Raw genomic sequence first — 21786 nt, 5'->3', positions numbered from 1 at the left:
CATGCCTGGCCCACTCCTGCATCTCGGCGCAAGCGTCCTGTGTGCCCACGGCGGCACCGCCACCCCCACCACGCCCAACCCGCGCGTGCTGGTGGGTGGCCAGCCGACGGCGGTGATGAGCGCACCCTGGGCGATCGCCGGCTGCCCGTTCAATGTCTCGGGCGGCCCTTCGCCCTGCGTGACGGGGCAGTGGGTGGTGGCCGCCACCCGGGTGATGTCGAACGGCCAGCCGCTGGTGCTGATGGACAGCCAGGCGGTGTGCGCGCCCAACGGCACGCCGCTGTTGCCCGTGGCGGCCCAGACCCGTGTCATCGGGAGCTGACCATGACCCTTCGTGCCCACTTCCCCTACCAGTTCGACGGCCGCGGTCGCACCCGCGAGGACAATCACGCGGCGTGGATCCGCGGGCTGATCGAACAGGTGCTGTTCACCGCCCCGGGCGAGCGCGTCATGCGGCCGGACTTCGGCAGCGGGTTGCGCGAACTGGTGTTCGCCCCCAACAGCCCGGAACTGGCGGCCACCACCCAGGTCCTGGTGCAGGGCGCACTGCAGCAGTGGCTGGGTGAGCTGATCGAGATCGAGGCGGTCGCCGTCGAGGCCGTCGAGGCGCGCCTGACGGTGACCGTGCAATATCGCATCCGCAGCAGCGACAGCCGCCAGCGCGAGACCTTCGCGCAGGGAGGCATCGCATGATCTACACCTGCTGCGAGGAAAACCGCCGGATGGCCGTGGAGGCCCACCCCACGCTCAACGGTATCGACTGGCTCGAGGTGCTCGACCTCGATGCCCCTGCGGGCAGCCCGCGCCAGCGCACGCTGATGGTCCGGCTGCTCAAGCCGGTGCCGGCCGGCATCACGGCGGAGAACCTGCGCATCGCCGGCGGCGAGCGCATCCGCCGTGTCGGCATCGAATGGGTAGGCATCGCCAGCGCTCCTCCGTTAGACCCCGGTGCCGAGCATGACTTCTTCACCGCCCTGCCCAATGCCGACCAGATCCTGCTGGTACGCACCGACAGCGAAGGCGACCACTCCACCTATCGCCTGCATCTGCAGCAGGGCAGCGGCGACCCGGCGCCGCTGCCGGATTTCGACCCGCGGCTGTCGGCCATCGACTTCGCCTTCAAGGTCGAATGCCCGAGCCCCTTCGACTGTGCTCCGCGCCACGACTGCCCGGAAGCCCCCAAGCCGGTGCCGGACCTCTCCTATCTCGCCCGGGACTATGCCAGCCTGCGCCGCCTGATCATCGACCGGCTCACCCGCCAGATGCCGGGCTGGCGCGACCACAGCCCCGCCGATCTGACCACGACCCTGGCCGAGCTGATCGCCTATGTCGGTGACCTGCAGCACTACCGGCTCGACGCCATCGGCACCGAAGCCTACCTGCACACCGCGCGCCGGCGCAGCAGCCTGCGGCGTCACGCCTTGCTGGTCGACTACGCCATGCACGAAGGCTGCAATGCGCGCGCCTGGCTGCATGTCGAGGTCAGCGGCGGCCCCTTCGCGCTGCCCGAGGACCTGCGCTGCCACACCCGCGTGCCGGGCGTACCGCCGCGCGTAGCGCCCGACTCGCCCGACGAGCGCACCGCGCTGCGGGCCGCGCCGCTGGTGTTCGAGCCGCTGCTGCCAGACGAGACCTCGCCACGGCCCACGCTGCGCCTCGAGCACAACGACTTCGCCTTCTACACCTGGGGCGATGCCCGCTGCTGCCTGCCGGTCGGGGCCACCGCCGCCACCCTGCGCGGCCACTGGCCCGACTTGGCACCCGGCGACGTACTCATCTTCCAGGAGACGATAGGGCCGCTCACCGGCCTGGCCGAGGATGCCGACCCGACGCATCGCCACGCCGTGCGGCTCACCGCCGTACGCGCCTTCGACGGCGCCGAGGCGCTGGTCGATCCGCTCGACGGCACCGAGATCACCGACATCCGCTGGCACCGGGACGACGCCCTGCCGTTCCCGCTGTGCCTGTCGAGCGAGACCGACGAGGCCCACGGCGGTGCATTTATCGACGACGTGAGCATCGCGCTGGGCAACAACATCCTGGTCGATCACGGCCGCAGCATCGCAGACGAATCGCTGGGCAGCGTGCCCAAGGCGCGCCTGCAGTTTCCCGCCGCCACCGGCGATGCCTGCGCGCGCGCCGCACCCGAACCGTTGCCGCCGCGCTTCCGCCCGCTGCTCGCCGAAGCACCGGTCACCCATCAGGGCACGCTGCTCAAGACGCACTTCGAACATGGCCTGCAGCGCCGCGAACGCCTGCGGTTCGACCCCGAGGCGTCGGCCGGCGCCGCCTTCGTCTGGCGCACCGCCGATGCCCTCCCGGCGATCACCCTGGAAAGCGCGTCAGGCATCGGCAGCGACCACTGGCGCCCCCGCCGCGACCTGCTCGCCAGCCGCGCGACGGACCGCCACTTCGTCCTCGAAAGCGAGGACGACGGCAGTACCCGCCTGCGCTTCGGCGACGACCGGCACGGCCGCCGCCCCAATGCCGGCACCGCCTTCACGGCCCGCTACCGCATCGGCAACGGCCCGGAGGGGAACGTGGGGGCCGACAGCATCGCCCATGCCGTCACCCTCGAGGGTCGCATCGAACGGGTGACCAACCCGTTGCCCGCCCGCGGCGGGGTGGCCCGCGAGAGCGCCACCGAGGTGCGCCGCCGCGCGCCTCATGCCTTCCGCACCCAGGAGCGCGCCGTCACCCCGGCCGACTACGCCGAGGTCACCGAACGGCTCGACGGCGTCCAGCGCGCCGCCGCCGGCCTGCGCTGGACGGGTAGCTGGCACACGCTGTTCGCCACCGTCGACCGCGAAGGCGGCGACCCCGTCGATGTCGACTTCGCCGCCACGGCGATCGCCCATCTGGACCACTACCGCATGGCCGGCCACGACCTACGCATCAACGACCCGCTGCATGTCTCGCTGGAGATCGACCTGCTGGTCTGCGTCGACGCGGGCTATTTCCGCAGCGATGTGCGTCGCGGACTGCTCGACGTGCTCGGCAGCCATACACGGGCCGACGGTACCCGCGGCCTGTTCCATCCGGACAATTTCAGCTTCGCGCAGACCGTGTTCCTCAGTCCGCTGTATGCCGCCGCGCGTCGGGTGCCCGGCGTGGCCTCGGTGCAGGTCACACGTTTCCACCGCCAGGGCCAGGAAGATCCCAAGCCGCTGGCCGATGGTTTCCTGCCGCTCGGCCGGCTGGAAATCGCGCGGCTGGACAACGACCCGAATTTCCCCGAGCACGGCGTGCTGCGCCTCGACCTGCACGGAGGCAAGTGATGAGCCCGGTCCGACCCCTGACGCCCGATTGCCACTGCTGCGCCGGCATCGACGCCGCCACGCCGCGGCGCCTCGACAACCCGCCGGGGCTCAGCGCTATCGCCTACCGCATCGGCCGCCATGGCGACTTCCTCGAGTCGATACGCGCGCGCCTGTCGAGCGCCGACTACCCTGCGCTGGCGGCCCTCACCTCCCGCGAGGAAAGCGACCTGACCCTCGCGCTCGGCGACGCCCTGGCCAGTTCCCTCGAGGTGCTCGGCTTCTACACCGAGCGCATCGCCAACGAGCACTACCTGCGCACCGCTACCGAGCGCCTGTCGGTGCTGGAGATGGCGCGGCTGATCGGCTACCAACCGGCACCGGGCGTGGCCGCGGGCACACACCTCGCCTTCACCCTGCAAGCCACTCCGGGCGCGCCGGTCGAGTCCATCACCATCCCGGCCGGTACCCGCGTGCAGAGCGTGCCCGGTCAGGACGAGGAGGCGCAGACCTTCGAGACCGTCGCCGCGGTGCCCGCGCGCGCCGACTGGAACGCGATAGCGGTGCAGACGGTCACGCCCTGGCGGCCCCAGTTCGGCGACACGGCGCTGTGGCTCGACGGCGTGGTCACCCGGTTGCAGCCCGGCGATGCCCTCCTGATCGTCGGCGCCGACCGCCTGAGCGACCCCGGCAGCGAGCGCTGGGATGTGCGCGTGCTGGCCGGCGTCGAGCCCGACAACGCCAACGGCCGCACCCGCGTGCGCTGGGACCATCCGCTCGGCAGCGTCTTCCCGGCCATGAGCCCGGCCAGCGCCGATGTCCGGGTATACGCCTTCCGCCAGCACACCGCCCTGTTCGGCCACAATGCCCCCGATCCCAATCTGATGAGCCTCCGGGGCTCGAATATCCGTCAGCGGATCGACACGGACATCACCCCCTGGCAGTGGAAGAACTTTGCGATCGACCCGGATGCGATCGATCTCGACACCGACAACCCCGAGATCACCGCCGGTAGCTGGATCGCGCTGGTCTCCAACGAGCCCGGCCTGGGCAGCGCCGCGTTGCCCGGTTACACCGAGCTGTATCGCGCGAGCAAGGTCATGCATCGCAGCCGCAACGCCTTCGGGATCTCCGCCAAGGTCACGCGCATCACCCCCGACACCACGGAGAACCTCACGGCCAGCCGCTACCCGCTGCGCCGCACCCTGGTGCTGGCCCACAGCGAACGGCTGGCCACGGTCGACACGCCGCTGGCTCACCCGGTGCATGGCGATGCCCTCACCCTGGGTCGCCGCGTGGAAGGCCTGCAGCCCGGCCAGCCGCTGGCCCTGAGCGGCCAACGCCAGCGTATCGCCCTGACCGCCCAGGCCACCGGGCTGTCGCTCGTCCTCGACGAGGGCGGCAGCACGGCGCTCGACGCGGGGGACGAACTATTCCTGCTTGCCCCGGCCGCCCGCCTGATCGGCACCACGCCGGTCGCGCTCGCTGCCGAGACGTTCGCCGCGCTGATCGGCCTCGCCCACGTGACCCTGCGACTCAATCTGCTGGACCGCGACGGGCGCCGTGGCACCCTGGTCGCCAAGGGCAGTGATATCCGGCTCGCCGCCAACGCCAAGGATGATGCGAGCGTGACGGAAATCGCCTATATCGACACCGCACACGACCCGATCAGCCACGACCGCGACCACAGCCACCTCAAGCTCCAGGCGCCGTTGCAACACGTCTATGCGCGCGCCACGCTGCGCCTCAACGCCAATGTCGCCCCCGCCACCCATGGCGAGACCGTCGAGGCCCTCCTCGGCAGCGGCGACGCCAGCACACCCGACCAGCGCTTCGTACTGAACCAGGCGCCGCTGACCTTCGTCGGTGCCAACACGCCGAGCGGGCGTGCCTCGACGCTGGAAGTGCGCATCGACGATGTACTGTGGACCGAGGTGCCCACCCTTTACCGGGCGGCGCCCGACGCGCGCCGCTACGAGACGTCGCAGGACGACGCCGGGCACACCAGCGTGCGGTTCGGCGACGGGCGGGAAGGCACGCGCCTGCCCAGCGGCGAGAGCAACGTGCGCGTGCGCTACCGCAAGGGCCTGGGCGCGGCGGGCAATCTGGACGCCGGCAAGCTCACCACCCTGCTCTCGCGCCCGCTGGGAGTCAGCGAGGCCACCAACCCGGCCCCGGCCACCGGCGGTGAGGACGCCGAGCCCCGCGACCGTGCCCGCGACAACGCGCCGCTCACCGTGCTCACGCTCGAGCGGGCGGTGTCGATCGAGGACTACGCCGACTTCGCCCGCACCTTCGCCGGCATCGACAAGGCGCATGCGCTGTGGATTCCGACCGGCCCGGCACGCGGGGTCTTCCTCACCATCGCCGGCGGGGATGGTGCCGTGGTGCCCGAGTCGAGTGACACCTTTCACCACCTGAGCGACGCGCTCACCCGCTATGGTGACCCGCTGGTGCCGCTGCGCCTGGTCAATTACGCCGATGCACGCTTCCGCTGCCGACTAGCGGTCAAGGTGGGCGACGCCTTCGAGCCCGATACCGTGCTCGACGCCATGGCGGCCCGGCTGCGCGCGCACTTCGGCTTCGCGCGCCGCGACTTCGGCCAGACCGTGACGGTAGATGAAGTGGCCGCCGAGGCCCAGGCCGTCAAGGGCGTGGTGGCGGTGCACGTCACCCGGCTGCACCGGCTCGGCCAGGCGCCGGCCGTGGTGCCGCGCCTGTTCGCCAGCCTGCCCGTGGCCTCGTTGACCGGCCTGCCACCGGCCGCCGAGCTGCTCACGCTGGCGGACGATTCCCTCGAACTGGAGGTGCTGCCGTGAGCGTCGATGCCCAGACGTTGTTCGCGCTGCTGCCGGCGATCCATCGCATCCGCGATGCCGAACTGGCGCAGGCCAGCGGCCTGCCGCGCGGCCCGCTGGAGGAGTTCATCGCGGTACTCGCCGAGCAGCTCAGTGTGGCCGAGGAGAGCCTCGACCAACTGCATGACGACCTGTTCATCGAAACCTGCGCGGACTGGGTCGTGCCCTACATCGGCGACCTGATCGGCTACCGCAGCCTGCACCGGGTGGCCAGGGTGGCCAGCCCGCGTGCCGAGGTGGCACACACCATCGCGCTGCGCCGGCGCAAGGGCACCGTGCTGGTGCTCGAGCAGCTCGCCCGCGATGTCACGGGCTGGGACGCGCGGGCGGTCGAATACTTTCAGCGCCTCTGCACCACCCAATACATGAACCATCCCCGGCCGCACAATCGGCAGTCGCCCGATCTACGCCACGGCGAACCGCTCGAATGGATCGGCACCGCCTTCGAGACGGCCAACCGCACGGTGGATGTGCGGCGCATCGAATCCGGCCGCGGGCGCCACAACATTCCCAATGTCGGCCTGCACCTGTGGCGCATCCAGGCCTATCCGCACCGCGAGTCGTCCACCTTCCGCGATGGCGCGCGGCGCTACCGGGCCAGCCCGCTCAACCACGACCTGCCGCTGTACAACCGCCCCGTCGCGGAGGACGACATCACCCATCTGGCGGAGCCGGACAACGTGCCCTGGCCACTGTCACGCCGCCGCCTGCACGCCCACCTGGCCCGCCATTATGGCGAACGGGCCAGCGCCGGGGCCCCGCTCGACAATCCCCAGCCGAGCCTCATCCTCACGGTGGACGGCTCGCCGATCGAGCGCGACCAGGTGCACATCTGCAACCTCGCCGACGACGCCGGCAGTTGGGCGCACACCCCGCCGCCCGACGGCATCTATGCCATCGACCCGGTGCTCGGTCGCATCGCCCTGCCTCTGGACGCGCCCGATCCCGCCGATGTGCGTCTCAGTTGGCACGAAGGCTTCAGTGCCGACATCGGTGGCGGCGAATACGAACGCGGCGGGAGCCTGCCTACTCCACCCGACGGCGCCAGCGTGGTGCGTGTGCCGAACGACCACCCCACCCTCGCCGCGGCGCTCACCGCCATCGCCGGCAACGGCGTGGTCGAGATCACCGACAACCGCCGCTATGTCGGGGCATTGACCCTCGAGGTGGCGGCGGATGGCAGTGTGGAGATCCGGGCCGCCAATGGGCGTCGTCCGGCGCTCGACCTGAGTGAACTGACCATCACCGGCGGCGAGCACGCCGCCTGCACGCTCAATGGTCTGCTGATCAGCGGCGCCCCGCTGGGCGTCCCCGACGTCGCCGGCAACGCCCTGGCACGGCTCGATCTGCGCCACTGCACGCTGGTGCCGGGCATCGCGCTCCACCCCGACGGCACTCCCGTGCAGCCCACGCTACCCAGCCTGCAATTGGCCCTCGCCGGGTTGGAGACCACACTAGAGCGCTGCATCGTCGGCGGCATTCGCAGCCACGAGCGTGCCAGCCTCACGGCCAGCGACAGCCTGATCGACGCCACGGCCAGCGACGGCGTGGCCTTCGCCGCCATGGACGACGCCGCCCCCGGGGCGGCTCTGTCGCTGGTCGCCTGCACGGTGGTCGGCAAGGTGCACGCCCGGGAGGTGGAACTGATCTCCAACAGCATCCTGCTCGCCACGCTGGCCGGTGGTGACAGCTGGGCCGCGCCGGTGCGCGCGGCGCGCAAGCAGGTCGGCTGCGTACGCTTCTCGTGGCTGCCGCATGACGCCATCGTGCCGGCACGCCACCGCTGCCAGCCGGATTCGGCGCAGGCGGCGTGGCGCATCGCACCACGCTTCACCTCGCTGCACTACGGCACGCCTGCCTACGGCCAGCTCACCACCTCCACGCCCGTCGAGATCCGGCACGGCGCCGACGACGAGAGCGAAATGGGCGTGTTCCACCATCTCCATGGCGCGCAGCGCGAAACCAACCTGCGCATCCGTCTCGCCGAGTACCTGCGGGTGAGTCTGCACGCCGGGATCTTCTACGAATCGTGAAGGAGCACGCATCATGAGCTTCGATCTGAGCCGTATCCGCTTCGACGCCCGCAAGGATTTTCTCGGGGTCGTCATGCAGCAGGGCCGCGTCCAGTTGGACGCCGACTGGAACGAATGGATCGCCCAACTCGCGCGCCGCCTGCAGGCCGGCACGCTGGATACCTTCGGCGGCGCCCCGGGGAGTGGCATCGTGCCGCGGATCACGCCGGATGGCTTCCGCATCGAGGCCAGCGGTGGCGGACTCACCATCGGCGCGGGTCGGGTCTATGTCGACGGTCTGCTGGCGGAGAATCATGGCGGCGCGCCCGAGGCCTGGGAGCCGCGCCTCGCCGAGTCGACCGGCACCACACCGCTCGACTACGGCGCCCAACCCTATTATCCCGAGCCGCCCGCGCTGCCCGACGGCGGCCCGCACCTGGTGTATCTGGATGTGTGGCAGCGCGATGTCACCCCCCTGCAGGAGCCCGACCTCATCGAAAAGGCCGTCGGCATCGACACCACCGGCCGGCGCCAGACCGTATGGCAGGTCAAGGTTCTGCCCGAGGTGGGCAGCGTCACCTGCGCCACGCCGGTCGAGGAGATCCCTGGCTGGCAGGAAGCCACGGCGCCCTCGGCGGCGCGGCTGACCACCGCCATCGGCGACCCCGGCTTCGATCCCGACCCCTGCCAGGTGCCGCCGGCCGCCGGCTATCGCGGGCTGGAAAATCAGCTCTACCGCGTGGAAGTGCACACCGGCGGCGCGCTGGGGATGGCCACCTTCAAGTGGTCACGCGACAACGCCACGGTGGCCTCGCGGGTCACCCATATCAACCCGGCGCGCGATCGCGTCACGGTCGAGAGCATCGGCCGCGACGACCTGCTGCGCTTCCATGACGGCGACTGGGTAGAGGTGACCGACGACTGGCGCGAGCTACACGGCCTGCCCGGCGAACTGCGCCGCATCCGCGTGGCCGGTGGCGTGGACGAAACCGCCCGTACCCTGGAATTCGAGTCGCCGCTGTCCGCCGGTCTGTTTCCCACCGATGCCCAGCAAGCCACCGACGCCTTGCGCAACACTCGCGTACGCCGCTGGGACCAGTCCGGCCAGGTGCGACGCGAGGACGGCACCTCGGTGCAGGATCTCGACGCCGCCGCCAGCGCGGGCGACATCGTCATCCCCGCTGCCGGCACCCGTCTGTTCCTCGAACACGGCATCCTCGTCGATTTCGACCTCGCCCCGGCCGGCGGCGACTTCAAGAGCGGCGACCACTGGGTGTTCGCTGCACGCAGCGTCGATGCCACCATCGAGCTCCTCGATGACGCCCCGCCGCTGGGTATCCATCATCACCATGCGCGCCTGGCCGTCGTCACCTTCCCCGATACCGAGACCGACTGCCGCGTGCTGTGGCCGCCGATCGTCGAGGGCGAAGGCTGCGACTGCAGCATTTGCGTCAGCGCCGAAGGGCACAACGGCGGCACCGCCACGCTGCAACAGGCCATCGACAGCATCAAGGACATCGGCGGCACGGTCTGTCTTGGCATCGGCAGCTACGCCATCGCCGCCCCGCTCAACATCGATGGCGCCCGCTCACTGCGGCTGCGCGGCCAGGGCTGGGGCACGCTGCTGGTCGGCAGCCAGCCCGGCGGCCTCGTCGAGATCACCGACAGCACCGGCGTGGCGCTGGAAAATCTCACCTTGATCGGCTCGAGCAGCGGTTCGGGCGTCACCAGTGTCATCGCCGCGCGCAATGTCGTCGACCTGCGCCTCGAGCACCTCAACGTGCTGGGTCTGGCGGTGGGCGACAGTACGAGTGTGGGCATCGGCCTGAGCGGCAACCTGCTCGGCATGAGCATTGCCGACTGCGCCCTCGTGGCCGAACGCGGTATCGCCAACGTGGCGGGTGGCGATCGCAGCCATGTGCTCACCGGGGAGTTGCGTATCGCGCGCAACCTCTTCTTCTGCAGCCAGCGTGGGGTGAGTCTCGACGGCACTAGCCTGCACTACGGCAACACGCGCATCGAGGGTAACCTCATGCTGGTGGGCAACCAGGCCGCCATCGTCGCCACCGGTGCGGTGCTGCCCGGCTCGCCGATGACCATCGCGGACAATGTGATCTATACCTCGGGACACGGCATCCGCGCCGGCGTGGATGGGCTGACCATCGAGCGCAACGAGATCGCCGGCGCCGGTAACCGCAGCGGCGACGGCATCGTGCTTGAGGAAGGGCTCGACCCGGTGGCGCTGGATCATGTGCGCATCACCGGCAACCGCCTGCTGGCCCTGCAGGGTAACGGCATCGTCATCAGCCATCGCGTCGAGCTGGCGATCATCGCCGGCAACCTGATCGACGGCATGGGGCTGGGGGCACTGGTCATGGGCGATGGCGCCACCAGCGGTCATCTGAGCTTCACCGGCAACCGCTGCCTCAACCTCGGCCAGGCGCTGAACGACGCCGACACCGCCTTCGCCGGCGTGCAGCTGATCCGCGTACAGCACGGCGATGTCCTCGACAACGTGATCGCCAACGTCGCGCGGCAGGCCATCGCCAGCCCCGGCATCGACGCCTTGCGCGCTGGCGCCGTCGGCCAGTTGCGCATGGCCGGCAATTGCTTCTACGGCATCGGGCCCGATCGCATCAGCGCTCCCGTCAGCGCGGCCCGCCTGCTCCCCCCCTTCGATCGAGTGGCCGTCGACGACAACAGCATCGAGCGCCTCGAGGACGACGACCAGCAGCCCAACGTCATCGAGTGGCACGCCATCAATATTGCGCCGGAACCCCTCGGCGCGGTCACCCACTTCGCCGCCGCCAGCTACTTCGTCGCCGCCGACGCCGCCTATCTGCTCACCGCCACAGCGGCGATTGCCCTGCCCCTGCGACGCTCGAACGTGTCCATTCGCGGCAACCAGTTGCGCGGCCACCTCACTGCCGTGCCGCTCAACCAATGCGCTTCGGTCGATCATTGCCTGTTCGCCGACAACCACTGCGAGGTCGTGGGCGAAGGTGGTGGGGAGCGGGAACCGCTACTCGGCCGCCTCGCCGCGCGCACGCTCGACGCCAGCCACAACCGGCTCATCGCCCCGGGTGACCTCGACACCCTGCATCTGCATCCCCAGGTCGAGCAGGCCATCGTCATGGGCAACACCAGCACCGGCAACATCCGCGTGCAAGGCGGCGCGCCCGTCCCGGCCGAGATCGGCCTGAGCAACATTCTTGGTGTTTGAAGGAGACCCAACCATGCCCATCGCCACCTTTCGCGGCGAACGCAGCGTCGCCGAGGTCGTCGACAAGCTGTACGTCAAGCTGACGCCCCGCCAGCGTGAAACGGTCGAAGCGGCGATCCTCAAGGCCAACCCGCGGCTGCGCGACATCGGCAATCTGCGCGACGGCACCATCCTGCACGTGCCCGACTTGCCCAAGCTGCGTGCCAAGACTCGGACCAATCGCACGCTGGAAAACCCCGTCACCCAGGTCGCCGTGACCCTGGTCGACGACCTCGACGGCTACGGCCGGCGCCTCGCCGAGCGTGTAAGGGTCGACCAACAGGACGCGAAGGCTCAGCTCACGCTGCTCAAGAGCGCCAGGTTCAAGGCCGCGCTGGGGGGGGCGCCCCATCTGCAGGAACTGGCCGAGCAGGCCGCTCGAGCCATCGAGGCACGCAGCAAGACGATCAAGGAGCGGCAAGGGACGCTCGAGACGGCGCTCAAGCGGGCCCTGGCCGACCTTGAAGAGATGAAGAGGTGATTATCCCGTCACACCGACTCGTCGAGGTAGCGCTCGGCGTCGAGGGCCGCCATGCAGCCGCTGCCGGCGGAGGTCACGGCCTGTCGATAGACATGGTCCATGACGTCGCCGGCGGCGAACACGCCCGGCACACTGGTGGCGGTGGCGTTGCCCTCGAGGCCCGACTTCACCTTGATGTAGCCGCCGGCCATCTCCAGTTGCCCCTCGAAGATGCCGGTATTGGGGGTATGGCCGATGGCGATGAACACCCCCGGTGCGGCGAGCTCCCGGGTGCTGCCGTCGACGGTGGACTTCAGTCGCACGCCGGTCGCCCCGGTACTGTCGCCCAGTACCTCGTCGAGGGTCTGGTTCCACTCCAGCACCACGTTGCCGGTCTCGGCCTTCTCGAACAGCTTGTCCTGGAGGATCTTCTCGGCACGCAGGCTGTCGCGGCGGTGCACCAGGGTCACCTTCGAGGCGATGTTGGCGAGATAGAGCGCCTCCTCCACGGCGGTGTTGCCACCGCCCACCACCACGACCTCCTGGTTGCGGTAGAAGAAGCCGTCGCAGGTGGCGCAGGCCGAGACGCCCTGGCCCATGAACTGCTGCTCCGAGGGCAGGCCCAGGTAGCGGGCGCTGGCCCCGGTGGCGATGATCAGCGCGTCACAGGTGTAGCTGCCGTTGTCGCCCTTGAGGGTGAAGGGGCGTTCGCGTAGCTCCACCTCGTGGATGTGGTCGAAGAGCACCTCGGTGTCGAAGCGCTCGGCATGCCGCTTCATGCGCTCCATCAGTTCCGGCCCCTGGACGCCGATATCGTCGCCCGGCCAGTTGTCCACGTCGGTGGTGGTGGTCAGCTGGCCACCGGCCTGCATGCCGGTGATCAGCAGCGGCTTGAGGTTGGCCCGGGCCGCATAGACGGCCGCGGTGTAACCCGCCGGGCCGGAGCCGAGAATGATCAGGCGTTCGTGACGCGCTTCGCTCATGGATAACCTCACTCAACGTTCATGGGTCGTGCAGGAAGCACCCGCTCCCCCACGAGGGCATCGGCCCCAATTCATGCCGGCCGGACACGGCGACGGCGACGGCGACGGCGGTCCATTGTAGCAGCCGAAACCGCCGCGAGCCGCCCGTCACAGCACGTCGTCGTCGCGCCCCAGGGTCACGCTCTCCAGCTCGCCGTCCGCTGACACCTCGATGCGCAGCTGGATCGGGGCACAGCAGCGGGGACAGTCCTCCCAGGTTTCCTGGCTCCCCTCGGACCGGTCCACCAGCAGCTCGAAGGGCGCGTCGCAGTAGGGACAGCGCACCGGGTGGCGATCGAGTTGCTCCTCGTGCATGGTCTTCCTCCGTGCACTCGTCGGATGGTTGATGGGGGCCGGCCGCCACTTTTCAAGCCGGGGCGCACCGGGCCGTGTGGCCTCGAGCACGGGCAGTGGTTGAAAGTGGCGCCTATCATGACCATGTAACCACGGATACCAGGAAGGTTTGTTCACTCCCCCGCGACAGGAGGACAGCATGAGCACCGAGCCCACTCCGGATACCCTGCAGACGCTCGAGGCAGGCGGCACCACCTACCACTACCATAGCCTGCCGAAGGCCGCCGAGGCACTCGGTGACATCGACCGGCTGCCGATGACGCTGAAGATCCTGCTCGAGAACCAGCTGCGCTTCGCCGGTGAGCCGAGTGTTTCCCGCGACGACATGCAGGCCCTGGTCGACTGGCAGCAGGAGGCCCGCTCCGACCGCGAGATCGGCTATCGCCCGGCCCGGGTGCTGATGCAGGACTTCACCGGCGTGCCGGGGGTGGTGGATCTCGCCGCCATGCGCGCCGCGGTGGAGACACTGGGCGAGAGCCCGGACCGCATCAACCCGCTATCCCCGGTGGACCTGGTCATCGACCACTCGGTGATGGTCGACAAGTTCGGCAATGCCACCGCCTTCCGCGACAACGTCGCCATCGAGATGCAGCGCAACCGCGAGCGCTACGAGTTCCTGCGCTGGGGCCAGCAGGCCTTCGACAACTTCCGCGTGGTGCCGCCGGGCACCGGCATCTGCCACCAGGTCAACCTGGAGTACCTGGGCAAGACCGTCTGGAGCCGGGAGGAGGACGGCAAGACCCTCGCCTACCCCGACACCCTGGTGGGCACCGACTCCCACACCACCATGATCAACGGCCTCGGCGTGCTCGGCTGGGGCGTGGGCGGGATCGAGGCGGAAGCCGCCATGCTCGGCCAGCCGGTGTCGATGCTGATCCCCGAGGTCGTCGGCTTCAAGCTCACCGGCAAGCTGCGCGAGGGCATCACCGCCACCGACCTGGTGCTGACGGTGACCGAGATGCTGCGCGCGAAGGGCGTGGTGGGCAAGTTCGTCGAGTTCTACGGCGACGGCCTGGCCGACCTGCCGCTGGCCGACCGCGCCACCATCGCCAACATGGCACCCGAGTACGGCGCCACCTGTGGCTTCTTCCCGGTCGACGAGGAGACGCTGACCTACCTGCGCCTGACCGGCCGCGACGCGGCCCAGATCGACCTGGTCGAGGCCTACTGCAAGGCCCAGGGCATGTGGCGCGAGCCCGGCCATGAGCCGATCTTCAGCGACACCCTGCACCTGGACATGAACGAGGTGGAGGCGAGCCTGGCCGGTCCCAAGCGGCCCCAGGACCGGGTCGCCCTGAAGGACATGCCCCAGGCCTTCGCCAGGGTGATGGGGGACGAGGGCAAGCAGCCCTCCTCTGCCACCGAGAACGGCAAGCTGATGTCCGAGGGTGGCCAGACCGCCGTCGGCGTGCAGGACAGCTACGAGCATCACGACAGCCGGGACGTCTCGCTCGATGGCGAGGCCTTCAGGCTCAACCCCGGCGCCGTGGTCATCGCCGCCATCACCTCCTGCACCAACACCTCCAACCCCAGCGTGATGATGGCCGCCGGCCTGCTGGCCAGGAACGCCCTGGCCAGGGGCCTCAAGACCAAGCCCTGGGTCAAGACCTCCCTGGCCCCGGGCTCCAAGGTGGTCACCAAGTACCTCGAGGCCGGCGGCGTCAGCGACGACCTCGATGCGCTGGGCTTCCAGCTGGTGGGCTATGGCTGCACCACCTGCATCGGCAACTCCGGCCCGCTGCACGAGGCCCTCGAGCAGGCCATCGAGGATGGCGACCTCACCGTGGCCTCGGTGCTCTCCGGCAACCGCAACTTCGAGGGCCGCATCCACCCGCTGGTCAAGACCAACTGGCTCGCCTCGCCGCCGCTGGTGGTGGCCTACGCCCTGGCCGGCAATGTCCGGCTCGATCTGACCCGGGACCCGCTGGGGGTCGACCAGCACGGCCAGCCGGTCACCCTCAAGGAGATCTGGCCCAGCCAGGCGGAGATCGCCGAGGCCGTGGAGAAGGTCAAGACCGAGATGTTCCGCAAGGAGTATGCCGAGGTCTTCGACGGCGACGAGACCTGGCAGGCGCTCGAGGTCCCCGAGAGCCAGGTCTACGAATGGTCGGCGGACTCCACCTACATCCAGCATCCGCCCTTCTTCGAGGGCATGGGCAGGACGCCCGAGGCCATCGAGGACGTCAGGGAGGCCCGGATACTGGCCATGCTCGGTGACTCGGTGACCACCGACCACATCTCCCCGGCCGGCTCGATCAAGCCCGACAGCCCCGCCGGGCGCTACCTGCAGGAGCGCGGCATCAAGCCGGTCGACTTCAACTCCTACGGCTCGCGCCGCGGCAACCACGAGGTGATGATGCGCGGCACCTTCGCCAACGTGCGGATCAAGAACGAGATGCTCGACGGCGTGGTCGGCGGCGAGACCCGTCATGTGCCCAGCGGCGAGCAGATGGCGATCTACGATGCGGCCATGACCTACCAGCAGGAGGGCACGCCGCTCGTCGTGATCGCCGGCAAGGAGTACGGCACCGGCTCCTCCCGCGACTGGGCGGCCAAGGGCACCCGGCTGCTCGGCGTGCGCGCCGTGCTCGCCGAGTCCTACGAGCGCATCCACCGCTCCAACCTGATCGGCATGGGCGTGGTGCCGCTGCAGTTCCCCGAGGGCGAGAACCGCAAGACCCTGGGCCTGACCGGCGACGAGCGGGTCTCCGTCGAGGGGCTTTCCGAGCTCACCCCGGGCGGCCGGGTCAAGGTGACCATCGCCTCCGACAAGGGCGAGAAGACGCTCGAGGCGCTCTGCCGCATCGACACCGCCAACGAGCTGGAGTACTACCGCCACGGCGGCATCCTGCACTATGTGCTGCGCAACATGATCGGTGCGGCCTGAGCACAGCGGTATCCTGCCACTCATGCAAAGGCCCCGCTTGGCGGGGCCTTTTCGATCCTGTCCGAGCGTTCGTCAGAACGACCGGCGCCGGTAGCGGCGATACTCCGGGTCCCAGCTGTTGCGCTCGATGGCGTCACGCAGCTTGGTGCCGTTGGTCTTCGGTGCCACGCCCTCCCCCTGGGCCTGGGCGGCGACATCGAAGGCGATCGCCTTGGAGAGTTCACGAATCTGGGAAAGCCGCGGCAGCAGCGCGCCCTCGCCTTCCTTGACCAGCGGGGCCTCCCGCGCCAGTGCCCGCGAGGCCGACATCAGCATCGCATCGGTGACCCGCCTGGCGCCGCTGGCCACCACGCCCAGGCCGATGCCGGGGAAGATATAGGCGTTGTTGCACTGGGCGATGGGGTAGGTGATGCCGTCGTGCACCACCGGGGCGAAGGGGCTGCCGGTGGCCACCAGCGCCTGGCCGTCGGTCCAGGTGAGCACGTCCTCGGGCGTCGCCTCGGCCCGGGAGGTGGGGTTGGAGAGCGGCATGATCAGCGGCCGGGAGCAGCCGGCATGCATGGCACGCACCACCTCCTCGGTGAAGATGCCCGGCTGGCCACAGACACCGATCAGCACCGTGGGACGCACCTGGGTGACCACTTCCAGCAGGTCGCGCCCATGCCAGTCGTTGAGCAGGGTCGGGTCCTGGGCGAGGCGGCGCTGGAAGTCCCACAACCCGTCCATGTCGGCGGTCACCAGGCCATCCCGGTCGACCATGAAGACCCGACTGCGCGCCTCCCGCTCGGTCAGCCCCTCCGCCTGCATCGCCACCACGATCTGCTCGGCGATGCCGCAACCCGCCGAGCCGCCACCGACGAACACCACCCGCTGCTGCCCGACCCCCTCGTCGCGCGCCTGGCAGGCCGCCATCAGGGTGCCCACACAGACCGACGCCGTGCCCTGGACGTCGTCGTTGAAGCAGCAGAGCTGGTCGCGATAGCGCTCGAGCAGCGGCAGGGCGTTGGCCTGGGCGAAGTCCTCGAACTGCAGCAGCGCCTTGGGCCAGCGGCGCTTCACCGCGGCGATGAACTCCTCCATGAAGGCGTCGTATTCGGCCTGGTCAATGCGCGGGTGGCGCCAGCCCATGTACATGGGGTCGTCGAGCAGCGCCCGGTTGTTGGTGCCCACGTCGAGCATGATCGGCAGCGTATAGGCCGGGCTGATGCCGCCGCAGGCGGTATAGAGCGAGAGCTTGCCGATGGGAATGCCCATGCCGCCGATGCCCTGGTCGCCGAGGCCGAGGATGCGCTCGCCGTCGGTGACCACGATGACCTTGACCTGGTCCTTGGTGGCGCAGCGCAGGATGTCGTCCATGCGGTCGCGGTCCGGGTAGGCGACGAAGAGCCCGCGGTGGTTGCGATAGATGTTGGAGAACTCCTCGCAGGCCTTGCCCACCGTGGGCGTATAGATGATCGGCAGCATCTCCTCGAGGTGCTCGGAGACCAGGCGGAAATAGAGGGTCTCGTTGTCGTCCTGGATGGCGCGCAGATAGATATGGCGATCCAGGTCGTTCTGGCACTGGCGATACTGTCGGTAGGCCCGTTCCGCCTGCTCCTCGATGGACTCCACGTTCTGCGGCAGCAGACCGATCAGGTTGAACTCGATGCGCTCCTCGCGGGTGAAGGCACTGCCCTTGTTGAGCAGCGGCATCTCGAGCAACGGGGGGCCGGCATAGGGAATATAGAGGGGACGCTTGGATTCGGTGGTCATCTCTCGCCTCGGTGCGTTGACTGGAACGGGCCATTGGCGCTCTCGCCGGCGCCTTGGCGACAACTCTACCACGCCGAAAACGACAGCGCCCCGACCTGGCCGGGTCGGGGCGCGTTCAGCCTGAGGAAAGGTACCGTCAGCAGCTCTTGGCCGCCGGCTGTCGTCCCGCCTCCCCCGCGAAGAAGAAGGGGCGCAGCTTCACCCCCAGCATGTTGCCGGCAAACGCCGCCACCAGCCACAGCCAGCCATGCAGGCTGCCCGAGGCGATGCCACCGAAGTAGGCGCCGATATTGCAGCCGAAGGCCAGCCGCGCGCCGTAGCCGAGCAGGATGCCGCCGATGACCGCGGCGAGCACGGACCTCGCCGGGATGCGGAAATTGGGCGCGAAGCGGCCGGCGAGCGAGGCGGCCACCAGGGCCCCCACCATGATGCCGACGTTCATCACCGTGGTGATGTCGCCCCAGACGCTGGCCCGAAGGGCCGCGGCGTTGCCCGGCGCCTGCCAGTAGCCCCAGGCGGAGACGTCGCCGCCCAGGAACTCGAAGCCCTTGGCGCCCCACAGGGCGAAGGCCGAGGTCACCCCCCAGGGGCGGCCGGCCAGGGCCAGGGTGGTGAAGTTGAGCAGCGCCAGCGCCACGGCGCCGGCGAGCAGCGGCCAGGGGCCGGTGAGCCAGCGCCGGTTGCCGACATCGATGGCCGGCGCCTGCTCGAGTCGGCCATGGCGACGCTTCTCCATCACCACGGTGAAGCCGGCGATCGCCGCGAACAGCACCAGGCTGACCGCGATGCCACCGCCGACGCCGAGTTCGGTGACCAGCGAGGTCGGGCGGAAGGCGGGCAGGCTCTGCCACCAGGCGAAGTGGGCGGTACCGATCAGCGAGCCGACGACGAAGAACAGCAGGGTGATCAGCATGCGGGCGTTGCCACCGCCGGCGGTGAAGAGGGTACCGGAGGCACAGCCACCGCCCAGCTGCATGCCGAGGCCGAACAGGAAGGCGCCGACCAGCACCGAGACGCCGATCGGTGCCACATAGCCATGGACCGAAGTGCCGAACAGGCTGCCGGCACCGAGCGCCGGGAAGAACAGCAGCACGGCGATGGCCAGCATCACCATCTGGGCGCGCAGCCCGCGGCCGCGGCGCTCGGTGATGAAGACGCGCCAGGCGGCGGTGAAGCCGAAGGCGGCATGGTAGAGCACCATGCCGAGCAGCCCGCCGACCACCATCAGCAGGCCGATGCGGCCGCCGAAGGCACTGCCCACGGCGAGCGCCCCCAGCAGCAGGGCGCCGGCGGCCACGGCGGAGACGGAAAGGCGCGTCTGCGGTGTCAGGGCGAGTCCTCTCATGGCGTGCTCCCTCGTTGTCGTCGGGGACGAAGCTCCAACAAATGAAGCATGCTAACTATTTCGGCGAAGTGCGTAAAAGCATTTAAATGCAGAAATTAGTTCCGAATGGAAATATGCGGAGAAGCCACGAAACGACAACGGGCGCTGAGAAGCGCCCGTTGCATCAAGCGGAAGCGAGCGCCCTCAGACGAAGCGGCCCAGCCCCACCGCCTGGCGCAGGCGGTCCAGGAAGGGAACGGCCTCGGCACGGGCCCGCTCGGCGCCCTTGAGCAGCACCTGCTCGATGTGGCCGGGGTCCTCCATCAGTGCCTGGTAGCGCTCGCGGGGTTCGCGCAGCTGCTCGTTGAGATACTCGAAGACCCGGGTCTTGGCCTCGCCCCAGCCGATGCCGTTCTGGTACTCGCGGCGCAGGGCGGCGCTCTCCTCCACCGTGGCGAAGGCCGAGTAGATCTGGAACAGGGTGCAACCCTCGGGCTCCTTGGGCTCGCCGGGCTCCAGCGAGTTGGTCTTGATCTTGCGCACCAGCTTCAGCAGCTTCTTCTCGGAGACGAACAGCGGGATGGTGTTGTTGTAGCTCTTGGACATCTTGCGCCCGTCGAGGCCGCCCAGCACCGCCACCCGGTCATCCACCACCGCCTCGGGCAGGCTGAAGTAGTCGCCCTTGAAGAGGTGGTTGAAGCGCCCGGCGATGTCCCGGGCCATCTCGATGTGCTGGATCTGGTCGCGGCCCACCGGCACCTTGTGGGCGTTGAACATCAGGATGTCGGCGGCCATCAGCACCGGGTAGCCGAACAACCCCATGGTGATGCCCTTGTCCGGGTCCTGGTTGCCGGCGGCCTCGTTCTCGGCCACCGCCGCCTTGTAGGCGTGGGCTCGGTTCATCAACCCCTTGGCGCAGACGCAGGAGAGCATCCAGGTCAGCTCGGTGATCTCCGGCACGTCCGACTGGCGATAGAAGATGGCGTTGTCGGTATCGAGCCCCAGTGCCAGCCAGGTGGCGGCGATCTCCAGGCGCGACTCCTGCACCCGCCCGGGATCCTGGCACTTGATCAGGGCATGCAGGTCGGCGAGGAAGTAGTAGGACTGGACGCTGGGGTCCTGGCTCGCCGCGATGGCGGGCTTGATGGCCCCCACGTAGTTGCCCAGGTGCGGGGTGCCGGTGGTGGTGATGCCGGTGAGAACGCGTGTCTTGGTCATGGAGTCGGGCTGTGTCACTGGTCGGTGGCAAATGCCGTCCATCTTACCGTGCCGCCCCGGTCAAGGCGACCGGGGCGGCACGTTGGGCTGCAGGCCCGGGGACAGGTCGCCGGAGCCAAGCGCCCCTGCCAGGCAAAACCGTTACTTCACGAGGGTAGCGGGATCGACGCTCTCCAGGCCGAAGGCCTCGGCCACCGCGGCGTAGGTGATCCGGCCGTCGTGGACGTTGAGCCCGGCCGCGAAGTGCGGGTCGTCGGCCAGCGCCTGCTGCCAGCCCTTGTCGGCCAGCGCCATGACGAAGGGCAGGGTGGCGTTGGTCAGCGCCTGGGTCGAGGTGCGAGCCACCGCCCCGGGCATGTTCGCCACGCAGTAGTGGACGATGCCGTCGACGACATAGGTCGGCTCGGCGTGGGTGGTGGCGCGGCTGGTCTCGAAGCAGCCGCCCTGGTCGATGGCCACGTCGACCAGCACGCTGCCCGGCTTCATGTCGGCGAGCATGGCGCGGGTGATCAGCTTCGGCGCGGCGGCCCCGGGAATCAGCACGGCCCCGATGATCAGGTCGGACTCACGCACCGCCTCGTCGATGGCATCGGCGGTGGAGAAGACCGTCTTCATGCGCCCCTGGTAGCGATCGTCCAGGGTCTCGAGCCGCGGGATCGACTTGTCGAGCACCGTGACCTCGGCGCCCAGCCCCAGCGCCATGCGGGCGGCGTTCTCGCCCACCACGCCGCCGCCGATCACCGCGACCTTGCCGGGTGCCACGCCGGGCACGCCGGGCAGCAGCACGCCGGCACCACCCTGGGCCTTCTCCAGGCTGTGGGCGCCGGCCTGCACCGCCATGCGGCCCGCCACGGTGCTCATCGGCGCCAGCAGCGGCAGGCCACCCTGGCGGTCGGTGACGGTCTCGTAGGCGATGCAGGTGGCACCGCTCGCCATCAGGCCGCGGGTCAACGTCTCCTCCGCCGCCAGGTGCAGGTAGGTGAACAGGGTCTGGCCAGCCGTCAGGCGCGCTACCTCCTCGGCCTGGGGCTCCTTGACCTTGAGGATCAGCTCGGCGTCGGACCACACCGCCGACACGTCCGCCTCCAGCCGCGCCCCGGCCGCCTCGTAGTCGCTGTCCGGGAAGCCCGCGCCCTCACCGGCCCCGCCCTGCACGGTGACCTGATGCCCGCGAGCGACCAGCTCCCGGGCGCCGGTGGGTGTCAGGGCGACGCGATACTCGTGGTTCTTGATCTCCTTCGGGACGGCGATCTTCATGGAAGCCTCCTGCATGCTCTTGTTGGGTAATTTCCTCTTCATTACAGCACAGGCAGAGCATCCACGAAGAGTCCACGCACAAGTTCAAAAAAAACCCATGATTCGATGCCATTCAACCAAAAA

General features: G+C 69.3%; 14 protein-coding genes. 8 read left to right on the top strand and 6 right to left on the bottom strand.

The genetic code is table 11. The features are described from left to right. The first annotated feature begins 1 nt into the window (after position 1). From C1H66_RS22210 to C1H66_RS22180, 7 genes are read left to right on the top strand one after another with little or no spacing between them, the layout of a single operon-like run. Positions 2 to 322 carry a PAAR domain-containing protein gene (locus C1H66_RS22210; RefSeq protein WP_102630048.1) on the top strand — a complete coding sequence of 107 codons (321 nt, stop codon included), beginning with the start codon at positions 2 to 4 and terminating at the stop codon, positions 320 to 322. 2 nt (positions 323 to 324) lie between these two features. Next, positions 325 to 693, top strand: a complete 369-nt coding sequence (locus C1H66_RS22205; RefSeq protein ID WP_102630047.1) for a GPW/gp25 family protein — start codon at positions 325 to 327, stop codon at positions 691 to 693. After that, a complete protein-coding gene (locus C1H66_RS22200; RefSeq protein ID WP_102630046.1) occupies positions 690 to 3278 on the top strand; it encodes a putative baseplate assembly protein in 2589 nt (862 codons plus the stop codon). The genes C1H66_RS22205 and C1H66_RS22200 overlap by 4 nt, the downstream gene beginning before the upstream one ends. Next, positions 3278 to 6076 carry a putative baseplate assembly protein gene (locus tag C1H66_RS22195; RefSeq protein ID WP_102630045.1) on the top strand — a complete coding sequence of 933 codons (2799 nt, stop codon included), beginning with the start codon at positions 3278 to 3280 and terminating at the stop codon, positions 6074 to 6076. The genes C1H66_RS22200 and C1H66_RS22195 overlap by 1 nt, the downstream gene beginning before the upstream one ends. Then, positions 6073 to 8148 (top strand): hypothetical protein, encoded by a 2076-nt coding sequence (locus C1H66_RS22190; RefSeq protein WP_102630044.1) that lies wholly within the window; start codon positions 6073 to 6075, stop codon positions 8146 to 8148. Before C1H66_RS22195 ends, C1H66_RS22190 begins: the two co-directional genes overlap by 4 nt. A gap of 13 nt (positions 8149 to 8161) precedes the next feature. Then, positions 8162 to 11350, top strand: a complete 3189-nt coding sequence (locus C1H66_RS22185; RefSeq protein ID WP_102630043.1) for a DUF6519 domain-containing protein — start codon at positions 8162 to 8164, stop codon at positions 11348 to 11350. 13 nt (positions 11351 to 11363) lie between these two features. Next, positions 11364 to 11870, top strand: a complete 507-nt coding sequence (locus tag C1H66_RS22180; RefSeq protein WP_102630042.1) for a tail protein X — start codon at positions 11364 to 11366, stop codon at positions 11868 to 11870. An 8-nt stretch (positions 11871 to 11878) separates the two neighbouring features. Here the strand turns inward: C1H66_RS22180 and trxB are convergent, their stop codons facing one another. After that, entirely contained in the window at positions 11879 to 12832 is a 954-nt protein-coding gene (gene trxB, locus C1H66_RS22175) for a thioredoxin-disulfide reductase (protein WP_102630041.1), read from the bottom strand. 147 nt (positions 12833 to 12979) lie between these two features. Further along, positions 12980 to 13186: a zinc ribbon domain-containing protein gene (locus C1H66_RS22170; protein ID WP_102630040.1), complete on the bottom strand. Its 207-nt coding sequence runs from the start codon at positions 13184 to 13186 to the stop codon at positions 12980 to 12982. Positions 13187 to 13364: 178 nt separating this feature from the next. Between C1H66_RS22170 and acnA the strand changes: the two genes are divergently transcribed. Then, a complete protein-coding gene (acnA, locus tag C1H66_RS22165) occupies positions 13365 to 16112 on the top strand; it encodes an aconitate hydratase AcnA (protein ID WP_102630039.1) in 2748 nt (915 codons plus the stop codon). Between the two features lie 72 nt (positions 16113 to 16184). Here the strand turns inward: acnA and C1H66_RS22160 are convergent, their stop codons facing one another. The 4 genes from C1H66_RS22160 to ald all read right to left on the bottom strand — a co-directional run bounded on the left by C1H66_RS22160 (position 16185) and on the right by ald (position 21663). Further along, positions 16185 to 17864 (bottom strand): NAD-dependent malic enzyme, encoded by a 1680-nt coding sequence (locus tag C1H66_RS22160; RefSeq protein ID WP_102630038.1) that lies wholly within the window; start codon positions 17862 to 17864, stop codon positions 16185 to 16187. Between the two features lie 136 nt (positions 17865 to 18000). Next, the gene (locus C1H66_RS22155) at positions 18001 to 19209 is read right to left on the bottom strand and encodes a YeeE/YedE family protein (protein WP_102630037.1); all 1209 of its coding nucleotides are present in this window, start codon (positions 19207 to 19209) and stop codon (positions 18001 to 18003) included. 183 nt (positions 19210 to 19392) lie between these two features. Beyond that, on the bottom strand, positions 19393 to 20406 hold the full coding sequence (locus C1H66_RS22150) for a tryptophan--tRNA ligase (protein WP_102630036.1): 1014 nt from the start codon (positions 20404 to 20406) through the stop codon (positions 19393 to 19395). Between the two features lie 141 nt (positions 20407 to 20547). Then, the gene (gene ald, locus C1H66_RS22145) at positions 20548 to 21663 is read right to left on the bottom strand and encodes an alanine dehydrogenase (protein WP_102630035.1); all 1116 of its coding nucleotides are present in this window, start codon (positions 21661 to 21663) and stop codon (positions 20548 to 20550) included. Positions 21664 to 21786 lie beyond the last annotated feature (123 nt).

The organism is Halomonas heilongjiangensis (assembly GCF_002879645.1).
Taxonomy (GTDB): domain Bacteria; phylum Pseudomonadota; class Gammaproteobacteria; order Pseudomonadales; family Halomonadaceae; genus Halomonas; species Halomonas heilongjiangensis.
This window is presented reverse-complemented; position numbering and strand designations above follow the sequence as displayed.